The following is a 21,972-nucleotide window of genomic DNA, read 5'->3' as shown; positions in this document are numbered from 1 at the left end:
TTGACTGCCGCACCCGACGCCGCCATGAATCCGCCCTTACCCACCGCCGTGCTCGCCCTGAGCACGGTCGGCAAGGACTACGCGGCGCCGGTGCTCGACGGCGTCTCGCTCGAGCTGCGCGCCGGCGAGGTGCTCGCGCTCACGGGGGAGAACGGCGCGGGCAAGAGCACGCTGTCGAAGATCGTCTGCGGGCTGGTGCAACCCACGCGCGGCGGCATGCGGCTCGATGGCCAGCCCTTCGCGCCGGCCTCGCGCCGCGATGCCGAGCGCCTGGGCGTGCGCATGGTCATGCAGGAACTCGGCCTCGTCACCACGCTGTCGGTGGCCGAGAACCTGCTGCTCGACCGCCTGCCGCACAAGAGCGGCTGGATCCGCCGCGCCACGCTGCACGAGCTGGCCGAGCGCCAGCTCGCCAAGATCGGCCTGGACGGCATCGACCCGGCCACGCCGGTGGCGCGGCTGGGCATCGGCCAGCAGCAGATGGTGGAGATTGCGCGCAACCTGCAGGACGACACGCGCGTGCTGGTGCTCGACGAGCCCACCGCCATGCTCACGCCGCGCGAAACCGCCCACCTGTTCGAGCAGATCGAACTGCTGAAGCTGCGCGGCGTGGCGATCGTCTACGTGTCGCACCGCCTCGAAGAACTGCAGCGCATCGCCGACCGCGTGGCGGTGCTGCGCGACGGCAAGCTGGTCGACGTGCGCGCCATGGCCGGCGTGCGCGAATCCGAACTGGTGCAGCGCATGGTCGGGCGCGCGGTGCACGAGCACGAAGGCCGCGCGCGCCGCGTGGCGGGCCCGATGCTGCTGAGCGCGCGCGGCATCGGCCGGGCGCAGGTGGTGCGCGACGTCGATCTCGAACTGCGCGCGGGCGAAGTCATGGGCCTGGCCGGGCTGGTCGGCTCGGGCCGCACCGAACTCGTGCGGCTGCTGTTCGGCGCCGACCGCGCCGACCGCGGCGAGGTCGTGCTGCACGACGGCACGCCCGCCGCGCAGCCCGTGCGGCATGCGCGCAAGGGCTGGCGCTCGCCGATGCAGGCGATTCGCGCGGGCATCGGCCTCGTGACCGAAGACCGCAAGTCGCAGGGCCTGCTGCTGTCGCAACCGATCCGCGTCAACGCCACGCTGAGCGACCTCGGCGCCATCTCGCACGCCGGCTGGCTGCGCCGCGCCAAGGAACGCCAGATTGCGCGCCGGCTGGTCGAGCTGCTGCGCATCCGCTCGCGCAGCATCGAACAACCCGTGTCCACGCTCAGCGGCGGCAACCAGCAGAAGGTGGTGTTCGCCCGCTGGCTGCACCGCGAGTGCAAGGTGCTGCTGCTGGACGAACCCACGCGCGGCGTGGACGTGGGCGCGCGCGCCGACCTGTACGCCGAACTCGACCGCATGACCGACGCCGGCAAGGCGCTCCTGATGGTGTCCAGCGACCTGCGCGAGCTGATGGCCATGTGCGACCGCATCGGCGTGATGAGCGCCGGCCGGCTGGTCGCGGTGTTCGAGCGCGGCGAGTGGAGCGAACAGTCGCTGCTCGCCGCTGCCTTCAGCGACGCCACGGGCCGCGTGCCCGGTTCCCCGGCGGATTCCGCCCCTTCCGCATCCGCCCCGACTTCCGCCGACGCCTGACGACCATGAACGCAGCCTCTCCCTCTTCTCCTGCTTCCGCCGCCGCCGGCAAGCCGCCGTCCGCGCTCAAGGGCCAGCTCGGCACCTACCTGGGCCTGACGGTCGTGCTGCTGGGCATGATTGCGCTCTTCGGCTCGATGAGCGAATACTTCCTCACGCGCGAGACCTTCATCTCCATCGCCAACGAGATCCCGGCGCTGGCCGTGATGGCGGTGGGCATGACCTTCGTGCTGATCATCGCGGGCATCGACCTGTCGGTGGGCTCGGTGCTCGCGCTGAGCGCGGCCGTCACGGCCGCCGCCATCCTCGAATGGAAGCTCTCGGTGCCGCTGGCCGCCCTGCTGGGCCTGGCCACCGGCCTCATCTGCGGCACGGTGACGGGCGCGGTGTCGGTCGCGTGGCGACTGCCCAGCTTCATCGTCTCGCTGGGCATGCTCGAGGCCGTGCGCGGCGGCGCCTACCTGGTCACCGACTCGCGCACGCAGTACGTGGGCGACGCCATCGCGGGCCTGGCCGCGCCGTGGATCGGCGGCATCTCGGCCGCCTTCGTGCTCGCCGTGGTGCTGGTGGCCGTGGGGCAGCTGGTGCTCACGCGCTCCGTGTTCGGCCGTCATGTCGTGGGCATCGGCACCAACGAGGAAGCCATGCGCCTGGCGGGCATCGACCCGCGACCGATCCGCATCATCGTGTTCGCCGTGACCGGCCTCTTGGCCGGGCTCGCGGGCCTGATGCAGTCGGCCCGCCTCGAAGCGGCCGACCCGAACGCGGGCGTGGGCATCGAGCTGCAGGTGATCGCGGCCGTGGTCATCGGCGGCACCAGCCTCATGGGCGGGCGCGGCTCGGTGGTCAACACCTTCTTCGGCGTGCTGATCATTGCGGTGCTGGAGGCCGGCCTGGCGCAGGTGGGCGCGAGCGAGCCGAGCAAGCGCATCATCACGGGCGCGGTGATCGTGGTGGCCGTCATCATCGACACCCTGCGCCAGCGCCGGGCCGATCGTCGACTGGCCTGAGCCTCCACAGGAACAAAGACAACCATGGCCACCATCAAGGACGTCGCACTCCAGGCGGGCGTTTCCGTCACCACCGTGTCGCACGTCGTCAACGACACGCGCCACGTGAGCGCCAAGGTGCGCGAGCGCGTCGAGCTGGCGATCCGCGAACTGGGCTACGTGCCCAACGCGATGGCGCGCAGCCTCAAGAGCAACACCACCTCGACGCTGGGCATGCTGATTCCCAACAGCTCGAACCCTTACTTCGCCGAGATCGTGCGCATCGTGGAAGACCGCTGCTTCGGCGCCGGCTACACGCTGGTGCTGTGCAACACCGACGACGAGCCCCGGCGCCAGAGCGTGTACCTGCAGGTGCTGGCCGAGCGCCGCATCGACGGGCTCATCGTGGTGTCGACCGGCGCCGACGAGGACGACTCGCTCGCCACCCAGCTGCGCGGCCTGCGCATTCCCACGGTGCTGGTCGACCGCGAGATCGCCGACCCCGCTTGCGACCTGGTGGAAACCGCCCACATGCAGGGCGGCCTGCTCGCCGTGCGGCACCTGCTGTCGCTGGGCCACAAGCGCATCGCCTGCATCGGCGGGCCGCTGGGCGTGACCTCGAGCGAGCAGCGCATCGAAGGCTGGCGCATGGCGCTGGCGGAGACCGGCTCACCGCCGAACGCCGACGCGCTGCTGTGGCGCGGCGGCTTCACCAGCCAGGGCGGCTACGAGGCGATGCACGCCATCCTGCGCACCGAGCAGAAGCCCTCGGCCGTGTTCGTGTGCAACGACCTGATGGCCATCGGCGCGCTGCGCGCCGCGCATGAAAGCGGCGTGCGCGTGCCCGACGAACTGTCCATCGTGGGCTTCGACGACATCGAACTGTCGGCCTACACCAGCCCGCCGCTCACCACCGTGGCGCAACCCAAGGAGCGCATCGGCGCGCTGGCGGTCGACATGCTGCTGGAGCGCATGGGCGGCAAGCGCCGCGACGCACGCAAGGTCGTGCTGCAACCCGAGCTGCGCGTGCGCGCCTCGACCGCGCGCCACGCGGGCTTTCGCGAAACCGGCGTGACGCCTGCCCCTTCCCCCACCACCGCCACACCTTCCAAGTCCCGCACCTCGTGAGCCTTCAGCCTCTTTCTTCCTCCACGCCGCCGCGCATCGTGGTGCTCGGCAGCCTGAACATGGACATCGTGCTGCGCGTGCCGCACGCGCCGGCCGCGGGCGAAACCCTGCTGGGCCGCTCGATCGACGCCATCCCCGGCGGCAAGGGCGCCAACCAGGCCGTGAGCTGCGCACGCCAAGGAGCGCAGGTGCAGATGATCGGCTGCGTGGGCGACGACGCGCATGGCGCGGCCCTGCGCGAGGCGCTTGCGCGCGACGGCATCGACACCGCCGCGCTGCGCACCGTGGCGGGCGAGCCGACCGGCACGGCGCTGATCCTCGTGGAAGACAGCGGCCAGAACCGCATCGTGATGATCCCCGGCGCCAACGCGCGCGTCGCCATCGACGAGGCCTCGCTGACGCAGCAGGTGCAGGGCGCGGCCTTCCTCGTCGCACAGTTCGAGACCCCGATGGACCAGGTGACACGCGCCATCAACGCCGCGCACGACGCGGGCTGCGCGGTGATGCTCAACCCCTCGCCGGTGCAAGCCATCGCCGAGGCGCTCTGGCCCCGCATCGACACGCTGGTGGTCAACGAGATCGAGGCGCAGACCCTGTCGGGCCAGAACGCCGACAGCCCCGAAGAAGCCGCGCAGGCCGGTCAGGCGCTGCGCGCGCGCGGCATCGCCCGCGTGGTCGTGACGCTGGGTTCGCGCGGCGCCGTGGCGGTCGACGCCGACGGTGCGCGCCACCATCCCGCGCCGAAGGTGCAGGCGGTCGACACCACCGCCGCCGGCGACACCTTCCTGGGCGCGCTCGCCGTGGCGCTGGGCGAAGGCCAGTCCTTCGACGAGGCCGTGCGCCTGGGCATCCGCGCCGCGGCGCTGTGCATCCAGCAGCCCGGCGCCCAACCCTCCATTCCGCTGCGCGACGCCGTGCTGCGCAGCCCCCTACCCCCCGACTGGATCACGCTGTGAAACGCTCTCCCCTGCTGCACGCCGAACTCTCCCACGTGATCGCCTCGCTGGGCCACGGCGACATGCTGGTGATCGGCGACGCCGGCCTGCCGATTCCCGACGGCCCGCGCCGCATCGACCTGGCCGTGGCGCGCGGTGTGCCGGGGATCACCGATGTGCTGAAGGCGGTGCTGTCCGAGATGCAGGTGGAAAGCGCGCTGATCGCGCGCGAGGCGCTGGAGCCCTTGCCCGCCGGCACGCTGCCCGCGTGGTGCGAAGGCCAACTGAGCGTGGTGCCGCAGGTCATCTCGCACGAAGAACTGAAGCGCGTGAGCGCGCGCGCCAAGGCCGTGGTGCGCACGGGCGAGTTCACGCCCTATGCCAATCTGGTACTGGTCGCAGGCGTCGTGTTCTGAAAATGGGTCTGGACGCATCGGTCCGCTGCAACTGCTGGGAGCGCGGCCTGACCCGGCCGACGCCCCTGGCATCGCGCATCGCCATCGACGAAGAGGGCTACCCCGCGCTGAAGGACGAGGACGACCCGGACTTCAGCGTGTTCTGGGAGTGGCTTCAAACATGCTGCGTCCACCCGAGCATGGAACAAGCCTGCGAGCACCTCGCGAACTGGTACGGCTATCGGGAGTTTCAGCACGCATTGCACCAGGCAGGCGGTGCCGAGCGCTTTCCGACGCTGTTCGACAACCTGCCGGAGGCGAATGGCGGCCTCGCGCCCGCCGCCGTGGCGTCGCACATGCTCGCGGAGCTGTCGGATTTCGAACAGTCCGCGCGCTTCGGCCAACGCTTCGTGCTGCTGGACTCGACCTCGGGCGATGAACTGCGCAGTGCCTCGGCGTCGCACGAGTTTGTGCTGACGTCCGAGCTGCGTCTGGGCGTTGATGCCGAGGGCTTCTTCGTCGTGTCGGGAGACGCCGACGTGCTGTTTCGCAGCAAGCGCTTCACGCAGGCCCTGCTGGCGCCTGAAGGCTCAGACCCAGTCAGGTCAGGCCCGGCGCTTTTGACTGATCTGGATTCAGGCAGGAGCTTTCGCTGCGCGCTTGCGATGCCCGGCCCCGACATTGCCTGGCCCGACGGTCGCATGCAGAACGATGCGGGTCAGTGTCGCTCCAGCTACCCGACGGCGGTTCATTTCGAGAGGCGCGACCACACGAGTGCCGACTTCAACTACATCGTCGAGCCGCTTCGGGTCTTGTGCAGCGCAGCCATCGAAACGGGAAATCCGATTCGCTGGTCGTAACGACCACGGCGCTTACTCGAACCTGTAGTTCGCGCCCACCACCTGCCCCACCTTGAGCATGTGCTCCACGCCCTGCACCACGATGCAGTTCATGCCGAAGGTGATGCCGCCGTCCACGCGCGCGTCGGCGCGGTAAGTGCGCAGCATGTCGCCGACCTCGGGGCTGCTGAGCGCGGTGGCCGGGTCGATGTCGGGAATGGGGCAGCGCGTGCAGGGCTTGACCGGGCGCAGCTCGGCCTCGCCTTCGCCGGTGGTGACGTGCAGCGCGTCGACCCGGTCTTCGTCGTGCGACTCGATGCCGGCCAGCACGATGTTCGGGCGGAAGCGCTCGATGCCGACCGGGTCGTGGCCAGCCGCCGCCAGGCGCTCGTTGAGTTCGGCGATCGAGCCTTCGCTGGCCACCAGCAGCGGAAAGCCGTCGGCGAACTGGTTCAGCGCCTCGACGCCGTCGGTCCACTTCAGGCTCGACAGGCGCTGGTGCTCGGGGTCGAAGCGCACCAGGCGCAGCGTCTGCGGCTTGCCGGGCTCCGAAAGAAAGTCGCTGAACCACTGGGCGGCGATGTCGCCCATGTCGTAGGCCGCGACTTCGTCCTTCCACACGCGCACGCGCACCGGCTGCTCGACGCGGTCGAAGGCCAGGTGCAGCGCCAGCATGCCGGGCGCGCGCAGCACGACCTCGGTGTGCTTCATCTGCGGCTGGATGAGCGCCATGCGCGGCAGCTGCCGCTGGGTGACGAACTCGCCCTGCGCATCGACCACCATCCAGGCGCGGTCGAACTCCAGGCCGGTTTCGGTGAGCAGCATCTCGTCGAGCTCGACGCCGGCGCACGACTTGACGGGGTACACGAACAGGCGGGCGATGGTGGCCTGGAGATCGAAAGCGGGCGGCTGCGACACGGTGGGGGTTCCTTTGAAATCGCTGGCCATTCTCCCGCATGAACGGGTATCGGCGCCCGCGCGCGAGGCAACTCCTACAATCATCCGATGGCCCTTTCCCCCGAAGTTTGTATCCGCGGCGCCGGCATCGTCGGCCGCACGCTGGCGCTGCTGCTGGCGCGCGAACGCGTGCGTGTCGCGCTCGTGGTGCCGCCGGCCCCTGCGGGCAAGGAAGACATCCGGGCGTACGCGCTCAACGCGGCGTCCCGCACCATGCTCGAATCGCTGCGCGCCTGGCCCGACACGGCCCATGCCACGCCGGTGCACGAGATGCAGGTGCACGGCGACGACGGCGGCCGGGTGCAGTTCAGCGCCGCGCGCCAGAAGGTCGAGGCGCTGGCCTGGATCGTCGACGTGCCCGCGCTCGAGCAGCAACTGGCCGACGCGGTGCGCTTCCAGCCCCTGATCGACGTGGTGACCGAGCCCGTGGCCGCGCCGCTCACGGTGGTGTGCGAAGGCAAGGCCAGCGCCTCGCGCGCGGCGCTGGGCGTGAGCTACGAGGTCACGCGCTACCCGCAGCACGCCATTGCCGCGCGGCTCGAGGCCGCGCACACGCACGACGGCATCGCACGCCAGTGGTTCAACGACCGCGGCGAGGTGTTCGCCCTGCTGCCGCTGGGCGGCGTGCACGGCAAGACGCTGGCGCTGGTGTGGTCGGTCGACCAGCTGCGCGTGCCCGAGCTGGTCGCGCAAGGCGCCGACGAATTCAGCGCCGCCGTGAGCGAAGCCAGCCACGGCGAGCTGGGCTCGCTGCGGCTCACGAGCGAACGCGCCGTGTGGCCGCTGTCGCGCGCCATCGCCGACCGCTGGTCCGGCACGATGCCCGGCCAGCCCACCCAGTCGTGGGTGCTCGCGGGCGACGCCGCGCACACGGTGCATCCGCTGGCGGGCCAGGGCCTGAACCTCGGCCTGGCCGACGCGGCCGCGCTGGCCGACGTGATCCGCACCCGCGACTACTGGCGCAGCGTGGGCGACGCCCGGCTGCTGCGCCGCTACGAACGCGCCCGCCGCGCCGACGTGCTGCAGATGAGCCTGGCCACCGACGGATTGCAGCAACTTTTCTCGCACAACCTGGGTCCACTCCCTGCGTTGCGCAACTGGGGCATGCGCGGTTTCGACCGCACGCGCTTCGTGAAGCACTGGATCACCGCACAAGCCATGGGCCTGAAGGCCTGATCGCCTGACGCCGCCGCCAGCCCTCCACCTTTTTCCCGAAACCTTCCCGATGACCTTCGTCCGCCACCTTCTCGTCGCCGCCTGCGCGCTGCTCACGCTCTCCACCGCCGGCGCGGGCGAGGCCGAGATCCGCAAGAACCTGCCGACGCACATCCCGCAACTGCCGCCCATCGAGGAAGTCACCAAGACGCCCGTGCCGGGCCTGTACGAAGTGCGCGTCAACGGCAGCCAGATCCTGTACACCGACGAGCAAGGCGGCTACCTGCTGCAGGGCAGCCTGATCGACGCCAAGACCCGGCGCAACCTCACCGAGGAGCGCGTCGAGAAGCTCACCGCCGTCGCCTTCGACAAGCTGCCGCTGAAAGACGCGATCAAGATCGTGCGCGGCAACGGCAAGCGCAAGGTCGCGGTCTTCGAAGACCCGAACTGCGGCTACTGCAAGCGCTTCGAGAAGGACATGAAGAAGGTCGACAACGTGACCGTCTACATGTTCCTGTACCCCGTGCTCGGCCCCGATTCGACCGCCAAGTCGCGCGACATCTGGTGCAGCAAGGACCCGGGCAAGGCCTGGGCCGACTGGATGGAAGGCAACGTCAAGCCCGCCGCCGCCGCCACCAGCTGCAACGTGACGGCGCTGGAGCGCAACGTGGAGTTCGGCCGCAAGTACAACATCACCGGCACGCCCACGCTAATCTTCACCGACGGCAGCCGCGTCCCGGGCGCGATTCCCGCCGAACAGGTCGAGAAGCAGCTCGCCGCTGCCAACTGATCCAATGGCGACGACCTCCGCTTCGCGCCGCGCAGCCCCAGCCACCGCCGTGCATTGCCGCGTCGAGTGCGCGGACCTTCATGCGCGCCTGTTCGCCGTCACGCTGACCATCGCCGCGCCCGCCGCGCAGCAGCGCGTGGCGCTGCCGGTGTGGATTCCGGGCAGCTACCTCGTGCGCGAGTTCGCCAAGAACCTGCAGGGCCTGCGCGCCACGCAGGGCCGCCGCAAGCCGGTGCTGACGCAGCTCGACAAATGCAGCTGGCAGGTCGACTGCGTGCCAGGCCAGCCGCTGGTGCTGCACTACCAGGTGTGCGCCTACGACAACTCGGTTCGCACCGCCTGGCTCGACGCCACGCGCGGCTTCTTCAACGGCACCAGCGTCTGCCTGCGTGTCGAGGGCCAGACCGAAGCGCCGCATGCGCTGGAGATCGTGCCACCCGCGCTGCCGGCCGACGCCGCGCGCTGGTCGTGCGCCACCGCGCTCGTGCCGACGAAGGCCGACAAGCACGGCTTCGGCAGCTACCGCGCCGCCGGGTATGACGAACTGGCCGACAGCCCGGTCGAGATGGGCGCCTTCTGGAGCGCCGAGTTCGACGCCTGCGGCGTGCCGCACCGCTTCGTGATCGCGGGCGCCGCAGCCTCGTTCGACGGCGAGCGCCTCATTGCCGACACCAAGGCCATCTGCGAAGCCGAGATCCGCTTCTGGCACGGCGACAAGGCCGGAAAGCGCGGCGGGCCGAAGCTGCCGATCGACCGCTACGTGTTCATGCTCAATGCGGTGGACGACGGCTACGGCGGGCTCGAGCACTGCCATTCCACCGCGCTCATCTGCAACCGCCGCGACCTGCCGCTGCGCGGCGAAAAGAAGAAGCAGCCCGAGGGCTACACCACGCTGCTGGGCCTCATCAGTCACGAGTACTTCCACACCTGGAACGTCAAGCGCATGCGCCCGGCGGAGTTCGCCAGCTACGACTACAGCCGCGAGAACTACACGCAGCTGCTGTGGTTCTTCGAGGGTTTCACGAGCTACTACGACGACCTGCTGCTGCGCCGCGCCGGCCGCATCGACGACGCCGCCTACCTGCGACTGCTCAACAAGACCATCAACCAGGTGCTGCAGACGCCCGGCCGGCTGGTGCAGCCGGTGGCCGACGCGAGCTTCGACGCCTGGGTCAAGTACTACCGCCAGGACGAACAGACGCCCAACAGCACCGTCAGCTACTACACCAAGGGTGCGCTGGTGGCGCTGTGCTTCGACCTCACGCTGCGCCAGGAAGGCAAGGGCACGCTCGACGACGTGATGCGCCACCTCTGGACGCACGGCAACGGCGGCCCGATCAGCGAGGCCGACATCGCCGCCGCGCTCGCAGCCGTGGGCGGACGCTCGTACGCCCCGGAACTCGCGCGCTGGGTGCATTCGACCGACGAACTCCCGCTGGCCGACCTGCTGCGCGCCCACGGCGTGGCCACGCTCGACGACCCCTCGCAACCCGCGCAGGCGCTCGGCTTGCGCGTGGCCGAAACCGGCGGCAGCGTGCAGATCAAGGTGGTGCTGCGCGGCGGCGCCGCCGAAAAGGCCGGTTTCTCGGCCAACGACGAATGGCTCGGTATCGAGTTGCCGGCCGTCGGTGGTCGCGGCAAGGGCGCGTCGCAACCCGCGCAGGCCTGGCGCCTCACCAAGCTCGACGACCTGGCGCTGTACCTCGGCGATGCCACCAAGTGCACCGCCCTCGTCGCGCGCGACCGCCGGCTGCTGCGCCTGCCGCTCACGCTGCCGACGGGCTCGACCACGTGGCGGCTGTTCTCGCACGACGCGGCCAAGATCTCGGCCTGGCTCGCAGCCAAGCCGTAACTCGTTTTCAGGCCGGGTGATCGACGGCCGCCACCAGCGGCGGCCGCACGAACAGCATCGGCTGCGGCTCGCCCACCAGCACGCAGGGCTTGCCGGTGCGGCGGCAGTGGTCCTGCACGCGCCAGTAGGCGCCGTGGCTCACGCAGCCGGTCTGGCAGATCACGAGGTCGGCGGCGCGCAGGCCCGCCTCGAGCGCCGCGGGGTCGTCGGCCTCGTCGCCGCCGTCGTGGTGCAGGTAATGGCCGCCGGCAATCTCCACGAGCTGGCGCGCCAGCGAAGGCGCCTCGGGCGCCGCTTCCGAACGGCCGACGCACAGCACCGACTTGGCCCGCAGGTCGGCCGGCACTTCCGGCCCTGGCGGCAAGGCATGGTGACGCCGGCCGCCCGGCGCCAGCAGCGCATTCAGGCGCTGGGGCAAGGCGCTGCCCTTGGCGGCGCGCGCCGCCAGTTCCTCGCGCACGATGGCAATCGCCGAGTCGCGCGCCACCAACGCACCGCGCAGCCGCACGATCTGCGCCTCGAGCCGCTCGACCCGGGCGGCCTGTTCCATCAGCAGGCGCGAGCAACGCTCCTGCACCCGGGCATAGGCCCGCAGCAACACGGCATGTTCTTGCATCGGGAAGTCCATGGCGGCCATTCTAGATGAGAACAATTCTCAAATGAAACACCCGCGCGTCAGCGGGCCCGAAGCCCGGCTGGGTATAGTGGGACGCGTTTTTTTCCCCACCTCCCCCGGAGACAGCGACACCATGAGCTACGAAAACATCGACGTGCGGACCGAAGCAGGCAAGGTCGGCATCATCACCCTCAATCGCCCCAAGGCCCTCAATGCGCTGAACGACGCACTGATGACCGAGCTGGGCCAGGCGCTCAAGGCCTTCGACGCCGACGACGCCATCGGCTGCATCATCCTCACGGGCAGCGAGCGCGCCTTCGCAGCCGGCGCCGACATCGCGGCGATGGCCAAGTACAGCTTCATCGACACCTACAAGGGCGACTACATCACGCGCAACTGGGAAACCATCCGCTCGATCCGCAAGCCGGTGATCGCCGCCGTGAGCGGCTTCGCGCTGGGCGGCGGCTGCGAACTCGCGATGATGTGCGACTTCATCATCGCGGCCGACAACGCCAAGTTCGGCCAGCCCGAGATCAAGATCGGCGTGATCCCCGGTGCCGGCGGCACGCAGCGCCTGCCGCGCGCGGTGGGCAAGAGCAAGGCCATGGACATGGCGCTCACCGCCCGCATGATGGACGCCGCCGAAGCCGAGCGCGCGGGCCTCGTGAGCCGCGTGGTGCCCTACGAAAAGCTGGCCGACGAAGCGCTGGGCGCCGCGCTGATCATTGCGGGCTTCTCGCAGATCGCCGTGATGGCGGCCAAGGAATCGGTCAACCGCGCCTTCGAGAGCGGCCTGAGCGACGGCGTGATGTTCGAACGCCGCCTGTTCCACGCGCTGTTCGCAACGCAGGACCAGAAGGAAGGCATGGACGCCTTCCTGGCCAAGCGCCAGCCGGACTTCAAGAACGCCTGATCAGGCTGATCGTCGCGGGCCCGGCGGCCGCAACAGCGGTCGCCGTCAGCGGGTTCGCGACAGCGCCGTGCGCAGCGCCTCGAGCGCCTGCGCCGGCGGCGTGCCGATGGAGGCGGGGCCGCCCGGCTGCGGCGTCCACCGCACCTGGTCGCCCGCGATCTCGAGCACGGCCAGCAACGCGCCGTCGCGCCGCAGTTCGATGCGCGCCTCGACCGGCGCACCCAACTCCCCGCCCGCCACGGCGGCCGCACGCGCCACGGTGTTCACCAGTGCCGCGAGGCCTTCGGTGTCGCCGCGCGCCTGGCGCGTGGTGGTGCCGGCGCGCGTGATGTCGAGTGCGGTCCAGCGGTCCAGTGCCGTGAAGCCGCCGCTCACCACGGCTTCGGTGGCCGCGCGCGGCGCCGCCTTGGCGGCGGCCGACGGAGCCGGCGCGGCTTGCACGGGAGCGGCCCGACGCTGCATGCCGGCGACATTCGCGCTGGCACCGCCTTGCGCGGCAAGCGACGGGGCCGTGTCTGCGGACTCGCGCTGCATCGGCGCTGGCGCTGCAGGCGCTACAGGTGCTACGGCCGGCGCCGGCGGTGCGGCTGCGTAGGGCATCGGACTCTGGCCGACATCGGCCATGGGCGGCGCGGCCGGCATGGGCGCGGACGCGATGGCCGGTGCGGCGGGTGCAGGCACGGGCGCCGGGGCTTGCACCACCGGGGCCGCGGGCGCCGCCTTTTCCATCGTCCGTGCTTCGTCCTTCTGGACCGACGCCGCCGCCGCAGGGGCTTCGCGCCGCCGCGATGCTTCACGCGCTTCCTGCGTCTCGCGCTGCTTCAGGGTTTCTTTCGCATCGCGCGCCGCTTCGCTGCGCTGCACTGCGGGCGGTGTCATGTCCGCCGTTGCGGCCGGTTCAGCGACAGGCGCGGGTGCCGCAGCGACTGCCGGCGCCTCAGCCGTTTGCGCAGGCGGTGCCGACGCCGGCGCGGGCGCCCCGGCCACTTGCGCCTCGCCATCGAGCCGCGCGTCGGGCACCGGCTCGCGATGCCACAGCACGGTGACGAAAGTCGCCACGAGCACGGTCGCGAAGGCCGCGTTCCACGGCATGCGCGAACGCGGACTGCCGCCGCCGAACAAGCGTCGCCACCACGGCGCGGCCTGCACCGCAGGGCCGGCCGCCGGCGCGGAGGCCGCGGCGAGGTTGTGCGCCATCTTCAGGATCGCCTCGCGCGTGTGGGCCGCGGGCACGGCGTCGCGGTCGGGCGCATGGTCCAGCGCGCGACGCAGCCGCGGGTCGTGCAGGTCGTCGTCGTCCATGCCGGTGCTCATGCCCGCTGCTCCAGCACCGACAGGTAGCGTTCCATGCAGCCGCGCAGCTTCTGCAGCCCGTAGCGCAGGCGGCTGCGCACGGTCTCGAAGCCGATCTCCAGCCGGGCCGCAAGCGCGTCGACGGTCAGGCCGTCTTCATGGTGCAGGAGAAAAGCGGCGCGTTGCTCGGCCGGCAGTTCGTCGAGACAGGTCAGCAGCCGACGGCCGGCGGCACGCCAGAACGCCAGCTCTTCGGCCGACGGGTGCGCCGACAAGTCGGTGGCCCCGTGCACGCCGCGGTCGAGCGCGGGCACCGCGTCGCCGTCGTCGTCGGTCGCGTGGCCATCGAGCGTCACCTCGCGCCCGCTCACGCGCAGGCGGTCCATCGCGAGGTTGTGCGCGATGGTGAAGGCCCAGGTGCGCCAGGTGGCGCCCTGCGGCGAGAAGCTATCGCGCGCCGAGATGATCCGCACCCAGGTGTCCTGGAACACCTCGTCGGCCTGCGCGGCCAGCCGCGCGCCGAGCAGGCGCTTGACGAAGCGGAACAGCCCGCCTTCGTGGCGCGCATAGAGCACGTCGAAGGCGGCGGCGTCGCCGTGGGCGTAGGCCAGCATCAACTGATCGTCGGGCATGGCGTCGCGCTCGGTGGCGGTGCGGGCAGCAGCAGAAGGGGCGCGTGGCAGCGCAGACATCGCAGGATTGTCACCCGAGCTTGTACGGCGCACGGAGGCGATCGGGGTTAGGTCGAAACGCGATCCAACGCATTCGATCGCAGAAAAATCGACCTGAAAACGCCGGGAGTTGAACTGGGCCCAAAGCCTGGGCTATAATTTTGGGCTCGGTGCTGAATTGCACTGACGGCTCTTTAGCTCAGTCGGTTAGAGCGATGGAATCATAATCCACAGGTCCGCGGTTCGAGTCCGTGAAGAGCCACCAACACAGCCTCCCCGCCCCGGCGGAATGGCTCAAAAAGCCCTAAGTTTTCAACGACTTAGGGCTTTTTTCGTTCAGGCGTCCGACGCCATCTCGCCCACCGGCACCCGGTCCAGCCGGAACGCCTCGGGCTCGCAGTGCACCAGGCGCCAGCCGTGGGCGCCGTGCAGCTGCAGTTCGTCCATCACGTCCGTCAGCGTGCCGATGAGTTCGTTGCCCCAGAACCTGCGCGCGCCGCGCACGGGGTTGAGCATCTGCCGCAGCCGCGGAATCGACAGCACGCGCTCGGCGTTGAAGAAGAACTCCAGCGCGAGGTCGAAGGTGACCGGGTCGACGCGCTGCGTGCGGCCCGGGAAGCTCACGCTGCGGTCCATCGGCTGGAAGCTGTAGGCGCCCCACACGAGCGGCGTTGGCATCGCGCACGCCAGGCCGCGCGTTCGGAGCGACAGCAGGATGGTGCGGTAGAAGTCGTCGAACGCCGGTGCCGCTACGGGCGGGCGCCCCCGCAGGTGCCGCGTGGGCGCGGGCGCCTCCTGCGCCAGTGGAACGACCTTCGTCCCCATCAACAACAGCACGTCCGGCGCCTCTTCGCGCGCCGCCTCGAGCACATCGGCCAGGAACAGCAGGTTCAGGCGGTCGCCCAGTGCCGCGAGTTCGTCAATGCTGGTGAACACCAGCGGCGCCACGCCCAGCGCGCGCAGCACGCGCCGCGCGTACTCGCGCTCGCGCAGCGCATGGCCGAGCACGCCGATGCGGCGGGCGGGGCGTGCCAGGGGCTCCGAGGGTGCGGCGAAGAAGCGGCTCATGCGGGTGCCCCTTCACAGTCCGCTGCGGTAACAACATGCCCGAGGCAAGGCTTTCGGGGGCTCGGGCCGCGGTTCGCGACCCCGGTGATCAGGACCGGCATGGGTGCTCGAAATTCTCAAAAGAATGAATGAAGCCGCGTCCGCTGCGCCCGCGCTTCATGCCGCATGCGATGCGGCACAAGGCAGCGGGCCCACTGAGGCAACCCGGCGCTCACCCATCCTAGGAAGGCCCGCACGGCCCGTACATAGGACTGTTCCGAAAAGCCGCGCCTTTCGCGCCCCTCAGAGCACCTTTGCGCCGCGCAGCCAGTCCAGCAGCATGGCCGAGTCGGCGCGCATGCGCAGGTCGGCGGCCTCGGCGTCGAAGCGCGTCGTCACCTGGGCCGACTGGTTGTTGTAGTGGTCGCTCTCGGCCGTGAGCACGTCCAGCAGCGTGCGCTTGCCCAGGTGGTACCACTGCTCGTAGAAGATCTTGCGCACGCGGTCGGTTTCCTGGATCAGCTCGGTGTACTCGCCGGCACGGCTGGCCGCCGCGTCGCGCTGCTCGGCCGAGGTGCGCAGCCGGTAGGCCAGGTCGCGCGCCGAGGCCTCGGCCTTTTCCTCGCCGGCCGCCGCGCGCTCGAAGGCCGCGCGTTCCGACGCGCGCCCCGAGCCGCCCTGGAACGCGTTCCACTGCAGCGACAGGCCCGTGGACCACGGCTGCTTGTTGCCCGCCGAATCCTCCTGCGTGCTCTTGCCGACCACCCAGTTCAGCTGCGGCAGGCGCCCGGCCTTCACCGACTCCGCATACAGGCCCGCGGCCTTCGCCTCGGCCCGCGCCTGCTGCATGGCCGGATGCTCGGCGCCCGCAATCAAGGCGTCCTGCAGCGCGACCGGGCGGATCTCCCATGCCAGGTCGGCCGGCCACTGCACCTCTTCGCCGACCAGCTTCACGAGGCTGACCTGCACCTCGCGCAGCTTGGCCACGATGGCGTCGCGGCCGGTCACGGCCTGCAGGCGGCGTGCGCGCGCCTGCGTGAGTTCGCTGGCGCGGCCGCGGTCGCTCTGCACGATCTGGCTCAGCATGTCGACCAGCTCTTCCATGCGCTTCACATAGCCCTGGCTGGCCTCGAGCGCCGCCTGGTGGCGCCGCTGTTCGAGCAGCGCCGACACGGTGTCGTACGCGATCTTCTGGCGCACCTGCTGCGCCGCCTGGTAGGCCGCCTTCGAGGTCTCGGTGCGGCTGTCGATGGTGGCGCTCAGGCGCCCCCAGTCGTACACCGGCGTGGTGATGGCGAGGTTGCCCGCCGCACTGCGCGTGCCGCTGTTGTTGGCGCCGCTGCCGCCGAAGGTCGCGGACGGCGACGACACGCCCACCTGCACCTGCGGCCACCGCTGGCCCTTGGCCTGGTCGATGTCGTACTCGGCCGCCTTCCAGTTGGCCTGCGCCTCGCGCGCCTCGGCGCTGAGCTCGAGCGCCTTGCGCACGTTCTCGTCGAGGTAGGCGCGCAGGCGCTCGCCCGCATCGGCGCTGAGGCCCATCGAGGAGGCGGATGCCACCACCTTGCGCATCTGGAACGGCGGCGGCGACGCCGCAACGAACGGCGCAGGCATGGCCACCGGCGCCACGGCAACCGCCACGGCCGGCGCTACAGCCAACCGCCGCGCCACCTTCAGCGCCGGCGCCTCGTCCTGCGACGCATGCGCCACCGACGCGCCGGCGCCAAGCAGCATCGACACCGACAGCAGCGCGCACACGCCCGACTGCATGGAATTGTTCTTCTTCGTTTTCATGATGACTTCGACTCCTGCTCAGCGTTCGCGAAACGCTTCGCGTGCCTTGAGCACCGGCTTCAGCAGGTAGCTCAAAACTGATTTCTCGCCCGTGCGGATCTCGACCGTGGCGGTCATGCCGGGAATGATGGGGAACTCCTTGTCGCCCGCGCTCAAGGAGGCTTTGTCCGTGCGCACCAGCAGCCGGTAGTACGAGGTGTCGCCGCGCGCGCCCTGGCGCGCCTTCTCGTCGTCCTTCAACGTGTCGGGGCTCAGGTGCTCCACCGTGCCGGTGAGGCCGCCGTAGATGCCGTAGTCGTAGGCCGAGATCTTCACCGTGGCCGGCAGCGTCGGCCGGATGAAGGCCACGTCCGACGGCTTGATCTTGGCTTCCACCAGCAGCTGGTCTTCAAGCGGCACGATCTCCATGATGTCCGCGCCCTGCTGGATCACGCCGCCGATGGTGTTCACGCGGATGTTCTTCACGGTGCCCTTCACGGGCGCCTTGATGGTGGTGCGCTTCATCACGTCTTCGCGCGCGCCCATGTTCTCCTTGGCCTGCGCCAGCTCGCCCTCGAAGCGCGTGAGTTCGGCGTTGGCCTCGGCCCGGTACTTGTTCTGGCGCTCGGCGATCTGCAGGCGGAACTCGTTGGCCTGGCGCTTCATGCGCAAGACTTCCACTTCCGACATCAGGCCGCGCGCCGACAGCGGCTCCGACAGCGAGATCTCGCGCTCGGCCAGCTGCAGGCTGCGGTTCAGCGCGCCGACGCTCTCGTTGAGCGTCTGGCGGCGCGCGTTGTAGGCCTGGGTCTCGTCGCGCACGATCGAGTCCACGCCCTGCACGTCCGGCGGAAACGCGAGCGGCTGCGCATAGGCCTCGGCGCGCAGCCGGGCAATGGAGCCCTTCAGCGCCTGCACCTTCGAGAGCCCTTCGCGGTACGACGCACCTGCGCGCGTCGGGTCGATCTCGAGCAGGATCTGCCCGCGCTCGACCACGTCGCCTTCGTGCACGTTCATCTCTTCCAGGATGCCGCCTTCCAGGCTCTGGATGATCTGTTCGCGGCTGGCCGGAATCACGCGACCTTCGCCCTGCGTGATCTCCTCCACCTTGGCAAAGTGCGCCCACACGCCGCCGACCACGAGGATCGTCGCGATGAGGTACAGCACCGCCAGGCTGCCCGGCGTCTTCTGCACCAGCATCGCTTCGCGCAGGTCCTTCACGAAGGGAGAGTCTTCGTGGCGCGCCTGGCCGCTCGGGCCCGGGCGCTTCGCGGGCAGCTTCGCCACGGGGGCCGGCACCTTCGCCGGCAAGGCCGCGCCGGGCATGGGCCCTGCGGTGGTTTCAGTCGTGTTCATGGCATCGTTTCCTTGCATCGGGTGCGCGCTCATGCGGGCACCGGTTGTTCGTTCGGTTCATTGCCGGCCGCGCCACGCAGGCGCGCCAGCACGGCGTCTTTCGGTCCGTCGAGAAACACCTTGCCGTCGCCGTCCATCACGACGATGCGATCGACCAGGTCGAGCACCGACAGCCGGTGCGTGGCCACCACCAGGGTCTGGCCCTGCGTGACGTGCGCCATGCGGCGCAGGAATTCGTGTTCGGTCTGCAGGTCCATCGAGCTGGTGGGCTCGTCCATCAGCAGGATGCGCGGGCGCAGCAGCAGGCAGCGCGCCAGCGCCACCAGCTGGCGCTGCCCGCCCGAGAGGCCGTGGCCGCCCTCGCCGATGGGCATGTCGTAGCCGCGCGGATGGCGCGCCGCAATCGCGTCGATGCCGGTGATGCGCGCCACGTGCAAGAACTCTTCCGTGGTGGCCGAGGGGTGGCCGATGGTCACGTTGTCGCGCAGCGTGCCGTGGAACAGGCGCGCGTCCTGGCTCAGCAGGCCCACGGCGGCGCGCACATCGGCCGGGTCGATCTGGCCCACGTCGACACCGTCGAGCAGCACCTGCCCGGCACCGGGCTGGTACATCGCGGCCATCACGCGCAGCAGCGTCGACTTGCCGCAACCGATGTTGCCCAGGATGGCGATGCGTTCGCCCGCCTTGATCGTCAGGCTCACGTCCTGCAGCACCGGCGGTGCCGGCTGCATGGGCGGCGCGGGGTAGGCAAAGTTGATCTTCTTGAGCGTCACGTGGCCGTTGAACACCGGCTTGGCCAGGTAGCGTCGCTCGGCCACGCGGTCGGCCGGCTTGGCCATCACCTGGTTGAGCGAGGTCAGCGCCGTCTTGGCCTGCTGGTAGCGCACCGCCAGGCCCACCACCGCCGCCAGCGGCGAGGTCGAGCGCCCGGCCAGGATCACGGTGCCGAACAGCGCGCCCATCGTGAACTCGCCCGCATGGATGAGGTACACGCCCCACACCACCAGCACCACGGTCTGCACCTGCTGGATCAGCGTGACGAGGTTCACCGCCATGCTCGAGAGCTTGCGCGACTTCATGGAGCTGGTGGCCGCGAGCGCGCTGAAGTTTTCCCACTTCTGCTGCATCACGCCCTCGCCGCGCGCGGCCTTGAGCGACTCGATGCCTTCGATCGATTCGATGAGCAGACCCTGCTTGAGCGAACCCTCGCGCAGGTTCTCCTGCATCACCTTGGCCAGCGGCCACTGGATGGCCACGCTGATCAGGATGATGAGCGGAATGGACAGCAGCGGCACCAGCGCCAGCGGCCCGCCGATCATGAAGATGATGCCCACGAACAGCAGGCAGAACGGCAGGTCCGACAGCGTCGAGATCGTGGCCGAGGTCACGAAGTCGCGCACCGACTCGAACTCGCGCAGCTGGTTGGCCGACGAGCCCGACGACTGCGGCTTGTGCTCCATGCGCGTGGACAGCAGCTTGCGAAACAGCATCGAGCCCAGGATCAGGTCGGCCTTCTTGCCCGCCATGTCCACCAGGTGCGAGCGCACGTGGCGCGCACTGAACTCGAACACCATCGCGAACACCACGCCGATGGCCAGCGACCACAGCGTGACATACGCCTGGTTGGGCACCACGCGGTCGTACACGTTCATCGTGAAGAAGGTGCTCGCCAGCGTGAGGATGTTGATCAGCAGCGCCGCCAGCGCCGCGCTCGCGTAGTAGCGCCGGTAGCGCCACAGCGTGGAAAAGAGCCAGTGCCCTTCCGACTCTTCGGCCTCGGGGCCGGCGCGGTCGTCCAGCTGCGCATGCGGCTTGGCCAGCAGTGCGTGGCCGCCGTACAGCGCGGCCATCTCCTGCACGTTGAGCGTCACCGTGCCCGTGCCGGCTTCCGGCAGGATCACGTCGTAGGTGGCCTTGTCGCCCTGGCCGTTGCGGCCGGTGATCACACATGCGCCGCCTTCCTTGCGCAGCGCCACCACGGGGAACAGGTACGAGAGCAGGTCGCCCACCTCGCGCTTGACCCAGCCCGCGCCGATGCCCGCCTGCTCCAGGATGCGCACCGCCAGCGTGGGCGACAGGCGCATCTCGCGCGGCAGGCCCGCCTGCAGCGCGGCCTCGCTCAGCGTGCGGCCGTGGTGCGCGCACAGCCAGTGCACGGCGCGCAGCAGCGTGTCGCGCTCTTCCGCCACCATCGCCATCGGCGACGCCTCGTTGCCGGGGGCTCCCGGTACGCCGGGTACGGCGTCATGCGCGATCACTGCAGCCATGTGGTTCTCTTTTCTCTTCGCCCGTTGGCAGGCCTGTGGCAGCGCGGCGGGGCCGTGGATGCCGGTGGTGTGAAACATCGGGGCAACACCCGTCCCTGCCCCACGGCATCGGACTTTCATGGCATTGCACCGACAAGGAATTCGCAGGGGCCCCGCATGCGCCTCGGCAGCGGGGGAACTCGACGTGGGAGCCGCGCGGCAGGCGCCGTTCCCATGCCAAGGACTTTACAAATGGGCCCGTGAACAATCCATCGGACTCGTCCGAAACTGCGGGCCGCATGCACGCCAAAAGGGGCGTTGTCCCTGCCGCTGCGGGCAAGGGGCAACGCCCCGCGGCGCACGCAGCGCCGGAATGCCCGCCGCGCGGTGCGACTTACGCGACTTACTTCACGCCCTGCACCACCACCTCGACGCGGCGGTTGGGGGCGTTGCACGCAATGCGGGCGTCGCGCGAGCGGTTGGCCACGCACGACACCACGGTCTCGACGCTGCCCATGCCTTCGGCCGCGATGCGGTCCGCCGGCAGGCCTTCGTCGGCCAGCACGCGGCGCACCGTCTGTGCGCGTTGCTCCGACAGGCGCAGGTTCTCGGGCGCCGAGCCGATCGGATCGGCATGGCCGCGCACTGCGATGCGCGTCACGCCTTCCAGCGAATTCGCGCGGATCTGCGCGGCCACGTCGGCCAGTGCCGTGCGACCCTTCTGCGTCATCGCGGCGAGGTCGGAGCGGCCGAACGCGAACAGCGTGTCGGTGTTGAGCGTGTAGCGGGCCTTTTCCACCGGCTGCACCGCGGCCACGGGCTCCCGGCAGCGCTCGACCGCGCTCGCGCGGCTGATCACGTGACGCTGCTCGTGTGCGCCCGCCAGCATGCGTTCGGCGTCGGCGCGGCGGTAGGGCACGGGCGAGCCCGAGCCGTCCTGTTCCGACACGGCCACGAACACCGTCTTGCCGCCTTCGAGCTCGGCGCGCGTGCGGGGCTGCGACTTGCCTTCGTAGGTGGGCGCATCGCCGAGGTAGGCCTCGACCGAGTGGTTGCCCGGGGCCACGCACAGGCGCGTGAAGCTGTTGGGCAGCAGCGCGGCGTGGAACTCTCCGTTCACGTACACGTGCGCCGCACCGGGGCGCTGGCCGGCGGCCGAGGTGCTGACGGGGCGAAAGAAGATCACCTGGGCCTGGTCGGCCGCTGCGGCGGGCACGGCACGGTAGGCCGGCCCCTGGCGAACCGCAGCAGCGCCCTGCTTCTGCGGTTGCTGGGCCTGCGCCGCGGTCGCCGCCAGCACGCCCAGTGCCAGGAGTGCGGCGGCGCGAGCGCCGCGGTAGGAGAAAAGAAAGGTCGAAGGAAGCAACGAGGACATGAATGGCTCCGGGTGCCCC

General features: G+C 70.1%; 19 protein-coding genes and 1 tRNA gene. 11 read left to right on the top strand and 9 right to left on the bottom strand.

Going from position 1 to position 21,972, the window contains the following annotated elements; genetic code table 11:
* Positions 1-24 precede the first annotated feature (24 nt).
* From AC07OX_RS22360 to AC07OX_RS22335, 6 genes are read left to right on the top strand one after another with little or no spacing between them, the layout of a single operon-like run.
* Positions 25-1,623 (top strand): sugar ABC transporter ATP-binding protein, encoded by a 1,599-nt coding sequence (locus AC07OX_RS22360; RefSeq protein WP_495262461.1) that lies wholly within the window; start codon positions 25-27, stop codon positions 1,621-1,623.
* A 5-nt stretch (positions 1,624-1,628) separates the two neighbouring features.
* Entirely contained in the window at positions 1,629-2,633 is a 1,005-nt protein-coding gene (locus AC07OX_RS22355) for an ABC transporter permease (protein WP_495262360.1), read from the top strand.
* A gap of 24 nt (positions 2,634-2,657) precedes the next feature.
* A complete protein-coding gene (locus tag AC07OX_RS22350) occupies positions 2,658-3,740 on the top strand; it encodes a LacI family DNA-binding transcriptional regulator (protein ID WP_495262361.1) in 1,083 nt (360 codons plus the stop codon).
* Complete coding sequence (gene rbsK / locus AC07OX_RS22345; RefSeq protein ID WP_139704817.1) at positions 3,737-4,696, top strand: ribokinase; 960 nt, start codon at positions 3,737-3,739, stop codon at positions 4,694-4,696. The genes AC07OX_RS22350 and rbsK overlap by 4 nt, the downstream gene beginning before the upstream one ends.
* Positions 4,693-5,091 (top strand): D-ribose pyranase, encoded by a 399-nt coding sequence (rbsD, locus tag AC07OX_RS22340; RefSeq protein ID WP_495262362.1) that lies wholly within the window; start codon positions 4,693-4,695, stop codon positions 5,089-5,091. The genes rbsK and rbsD overlap by 4 nt, the downstream gene beginning before the upstream one ends.
* Positions 5,092-5,093: 2 nt before the next feature.
* A complete protein-coding gene (locus tag AC07OX_RS22335) occupies positions 5,094-5,930 on the top strand; it encodes a hypothetical protein (RefSeq protein WP_495262363.1) in 837 nt (278 codons plus the stop codon).
* A 12-nt stretch (positions 5,931-5,942) separates the two neighbouring features.
* Here the strand turns inward: AC07OX_RS22335 and AC07OX_RS22330 are convergent, their stop codons facing one another.
* Positions 5,943-6,857: an MOSC domain-containing protein gene (locus AC07OX_RS22330; protein ID WP_495262364.1), complete on the bottom strand. Its 915-nt coding sequence runs from the start codon at positions 6,855-6,857 to the stop codon at positions 5,943-5,945.
* Positions 6,858-6,914: 57 nt separating this feature from the next.
* Here AC07OX_RS22330 and AC07OX_RS22325 point away from each other — a divergent pair, with 57 nt between their 5' ends.
* The 3 genes from AC07OX_RS22325 to AC07OX_RS22315 are packed head-to-tail and all read left to right on the top strand — an operon-like array spanning position 6,915 to position 10,663.
* A complete protein-coding gene (locus tag AC07OX_RS22325) occupies positions 6,915-8,042 on the top strand; it encodes an FAD-dependent monooxygenase (protein ID WP_495262365.1) in 1,128 nt (375 codons plus the stop codon).
* A gap of 49 nt (positions 8,043-8,091) precedes the next feature.
* The gene (locus AC07OX_RS22320; protein WP_070062774.1) at positions 8,092-8,811 is read left to right on the top strand and encodes a DsbC family protein; all 720 of its coding nucleotides are present in this window, start codon (positions 8,092-8,094) and stop codon (positions 8,809-8,811) included.
* Between the two features lie 4 nt (positions 8,812-8,815).
* Positions 8,816-10,663, top strand: coding sequence for a M61 family metallopeptidase (locus tag AC07OX_RS22315; protein ID WP_495262366.1), 1,848 nt, complete (start codon positions 8,816-8,818; stop codon positions 10,661-10,663).
* Positions 10,664-10,670: 7 nt separating this feature from the next.
* Here AC07OX_RS22315 and AC07OX_RS22310 read toward each other — a convergent pair whose 3' ends face one another.
* On the bottom strand, positions 10,671-11,279 hold the full coding sequence (locus AC07OX_RS22310) for a DUF2325 domain-containing protein (protein ID WP_495262367.1): 609 nt from the start codon (positions 11,277-11,279) through the stop codon (positions 10,671-10,673).
* 133 nt (positions 11,280-11,412) lie between these two features.
* Between AC07OX_RS22310 and AC07OX_RS22305 the strand changes: the two genes are divergently transcribed.
* Positions 11,413-12,192, top strand: a complete 780-nt coding sequence (locus tag AC07OX_RS22305; protein ID WP_159272885.1) for an enoyl-CoA hydratase — start codon at positions 11,413-11,415, stop codon at positions 12,190-12,192.
* A gap of 45 nt (positions 12,193-12,237) precedes the next feature.
* On the opposite strand, the gene AC07OX_RS22300 is transcribed toward AC07OX_RS22305, so the two are convergent.
* Positions 12,238-13,506 carry a hypothetical protein gene (locus AC07OX_RS22300; protein ID WP_495262368.1) on the bottom strand — a complete coding sequence of 423 codons (1,269 nt, stop codon included), beginning with the start codon at positions 13,504-13,506 and terminating at the stop codon, positions 12,238-12,240.
* Positions 13,503-14,177: a sigma-70 family RNA polymerase sigma factor gene (locus AC07OX_RS22295; protein ID WP_095948024.1), complete on the bottom strand. Its 675-nt coding sequence runs from the start codon at positions 14,175-14,177 to the stop codon at positions 13,503-13,505. The genes AC07OX_RS22300 and AC07OX_RS22295 overlap by 4 nt, the downstream gene beginning before the upstream one ends.
* Positions 14,178-14,344: 167 nt before the next feature.
* Between AC07OX_RS22295 and AC07OX_RS22290 the strand changes: the two genes are divergently transcribed.
* A tRNA-Met gene (locus AC07OX_RS22290) sits at positions 14,345-14,421 on the top strand.
* Positions 14,422-14,492: 71 nt separating this feature from the next.
* Here AC07OX_RS22290 and AC07OX_RS22285 read toward each other — a convergent pair.
* The 5 genes from AC07OX_RS22285 to AC07OX_RS22265 form a co-directional block, all read right to left on the bottom strand.
* Positions 14,493-15,224: a hypothetical protein gene (locus AC07OX_RS22285; protein WP_495262369.1), complete on the bottom strand. Its 732-nt coding sequence runs from the start codon at positions 15,222-15,224 to the stop codon at positions 14,493-14,495.
* A 282-nt stretch (positions 15,225-15,506) separates the two neighbouring features.
* The gene (locus AC07OX_RS22280; RefSeq protein WP_495262370.1) at positions 15,507-16,997 is read right to left on the bottom strand and encodes a TolC family protein; all 1,491 of its coding nucleotides are present in this window, start codon (positions 16,995-16,997) and stop codon (positions 15,507-15,509) included.
* A gap of 18 nt (positions 16,998-17,015) precedes the next feature.
* The gene (locus AC07OX_RS22275; RefSeq protein ID WP_495262371.1) at positions 17,016-18,332 is read right to left on the bottom strand and encodes an HlyD family type I secretion periplasmic adaptor subunit; all 1,317 of its coding nucleotides are present in this window, start codon (positions 18,330-18,332) and stop codon (positions 17,016-17,018) included.
* Positions 18,333-18,361: 29 nt separating this feature from the next.
* Entirely contained in the window at positions 18,362-20,599 is a 2,238-nt protein-coding gene (locus AC07OX_RS22270) for a type I secretion system permease/ATPase (RefSeq protein WP_495262372.1), read from the bottom strand.
* Positions 20,600-20,981: 382 nt separating this feature from the next.
* Positions 20,982-21,953, bottom strand: coding sequence for an OmpA family protein (locus AC07OX_RS22265; RefSeq protein WP_495262373.1), 972 nt, complete (start codon positions 21,951-21,953; stop codon positions 20,982-20,984).
* Between the last annotated feature and the right edge of the window lie 19 nt (positions 21,954-21,972).

The organism is Variovorax sp. GW821-FHT09D07, assembly GCF_059416345.1.
This window is presented reverse-complemented; position numbering and strand designations above follow the sequence as displayed.

Bases quoted from the DNA above. Each gene is read 5' to 3' on its own strand.
- AC07OX_RS22275 (WP_495262371.1), bottom strand. From the start codon at position 18,332: ATGAACACGACTGAAACCACCGCAGGGCCCATGCCCGGCGCGGCCTTG.
- AC07OX_RS22270 (WP_495262372.1), bottom strand. From the start codon at position 20,599: ATGGCTGCAGTGATCGCGCATGACGCCGTACCCGGCGTACCGGGAGCC.
- AC07OX_RS22295 (WP_095948024.1), bottom strand. From the start codon at position 14,177: ATGTCTGCGCTGCCACGCGCCCCTTCTGCTGCTGCCCGCACCGCCACC.
- AC07OX_RS22265 (WP_495262373.1), bottom strand. From the start codon at position 21,953: ATGTCCTCGTTGCTTCCTTCGACCTTTCTTTTCTCCTACCGCGGCGCT.
- AC07OX_RS22300 (WP_495262368.1), bottom strand. From the start codon at position 13,506: ATGAGCACCGGCATGGACGACGACGACCTGCACGACCCGCGGCTGCGT.
- AC07OX_RS22310 (WP_495262367.1), bottom strand. From the start codon at position 11,279: ATGCAAGAACATGCCGTGTTGCTGCGGGCCTATGCCCGGGTGCAGGAG.
- AC07OX_RS22330 (WP_495262364.1), bottom strand. From the start codon at position 6,857: ATGGCCAGCGATTTCAAAGGAACCCCCACCGTGTCGCAGCCGCCCGCT.
- AC07OX_RS22350 (WP_495262361.1), top strand. From the start codon at position 2,658: ATGGCCACCATCAAGGACGTCGCACTCCAGGCGGGCGTTTCCGTCACC.
- AC07OX_RS22320 (WP_070062774.1), top strand. From the start codon at position 8,092: ATGACCTTCGTCCGCCACCTTCTCGTCGCCGCCTGCGCGCTGCTCACG.
- AC07OX_RS22325 (WP_495262365.1), top strand. From the start codon at position 6,915: ATGGCCCTTTCCCCCGAAGTTTGTATCCGCGGCGCCGGCATCGTCGGC.
- AC07OX_RS22315 (WP_495262366.1), top strand. From the start codon at position 8,816: ATGGCGACGACCTCCGCTTCGCGCCGCGCAGCCCCAGCCACCGCCGTG.
- AC07OX_RS22355 (WP_495262360.1), top strand. From the start codon at position 1,629: ATGAACGCAGCCTCTCCCTCTTCTCCTGCTTCCGCCGCCGCCGGCAAG.
- AC07OX_RS22360 (WP_495262461.1), top strand. From the start codon at position 25: ATGAATCCGCCCTTACCCACCGCCGTGCTCGCCCTGAGCACGGTCGGC.
- AC07OX_RS22335 (WP_495262363.1), top strand. From the start codon at position 5,094: ATGGGTCTGGACGCATCGGTCCGCTGCAACTGCTGGGAGCGCGGCCTG.
- AC07OX_RS22280 (WP_495262370.1), bottom strand. From the start codon at position 16,997: ATGAAAACGAAGAAGAACAATTCCATGCAGTCGGGCGTGTGCGCGCTG.
- AC07OX_RS22305 (WP_159272885.1), top strand. From the start codon at position 11,413: ATGAGCTACGAAAACATCGACGTGCGGACCGAAGCAGGCAAGGTCGGC.
- AC07OX_RS22285 (WP_495262369.1), bottom strand. From the start codon at position 15,224: ATGAGCCGCTTCTTCGCCGCACCCTCGGAGCCCCTGGCACGCCCCGCC.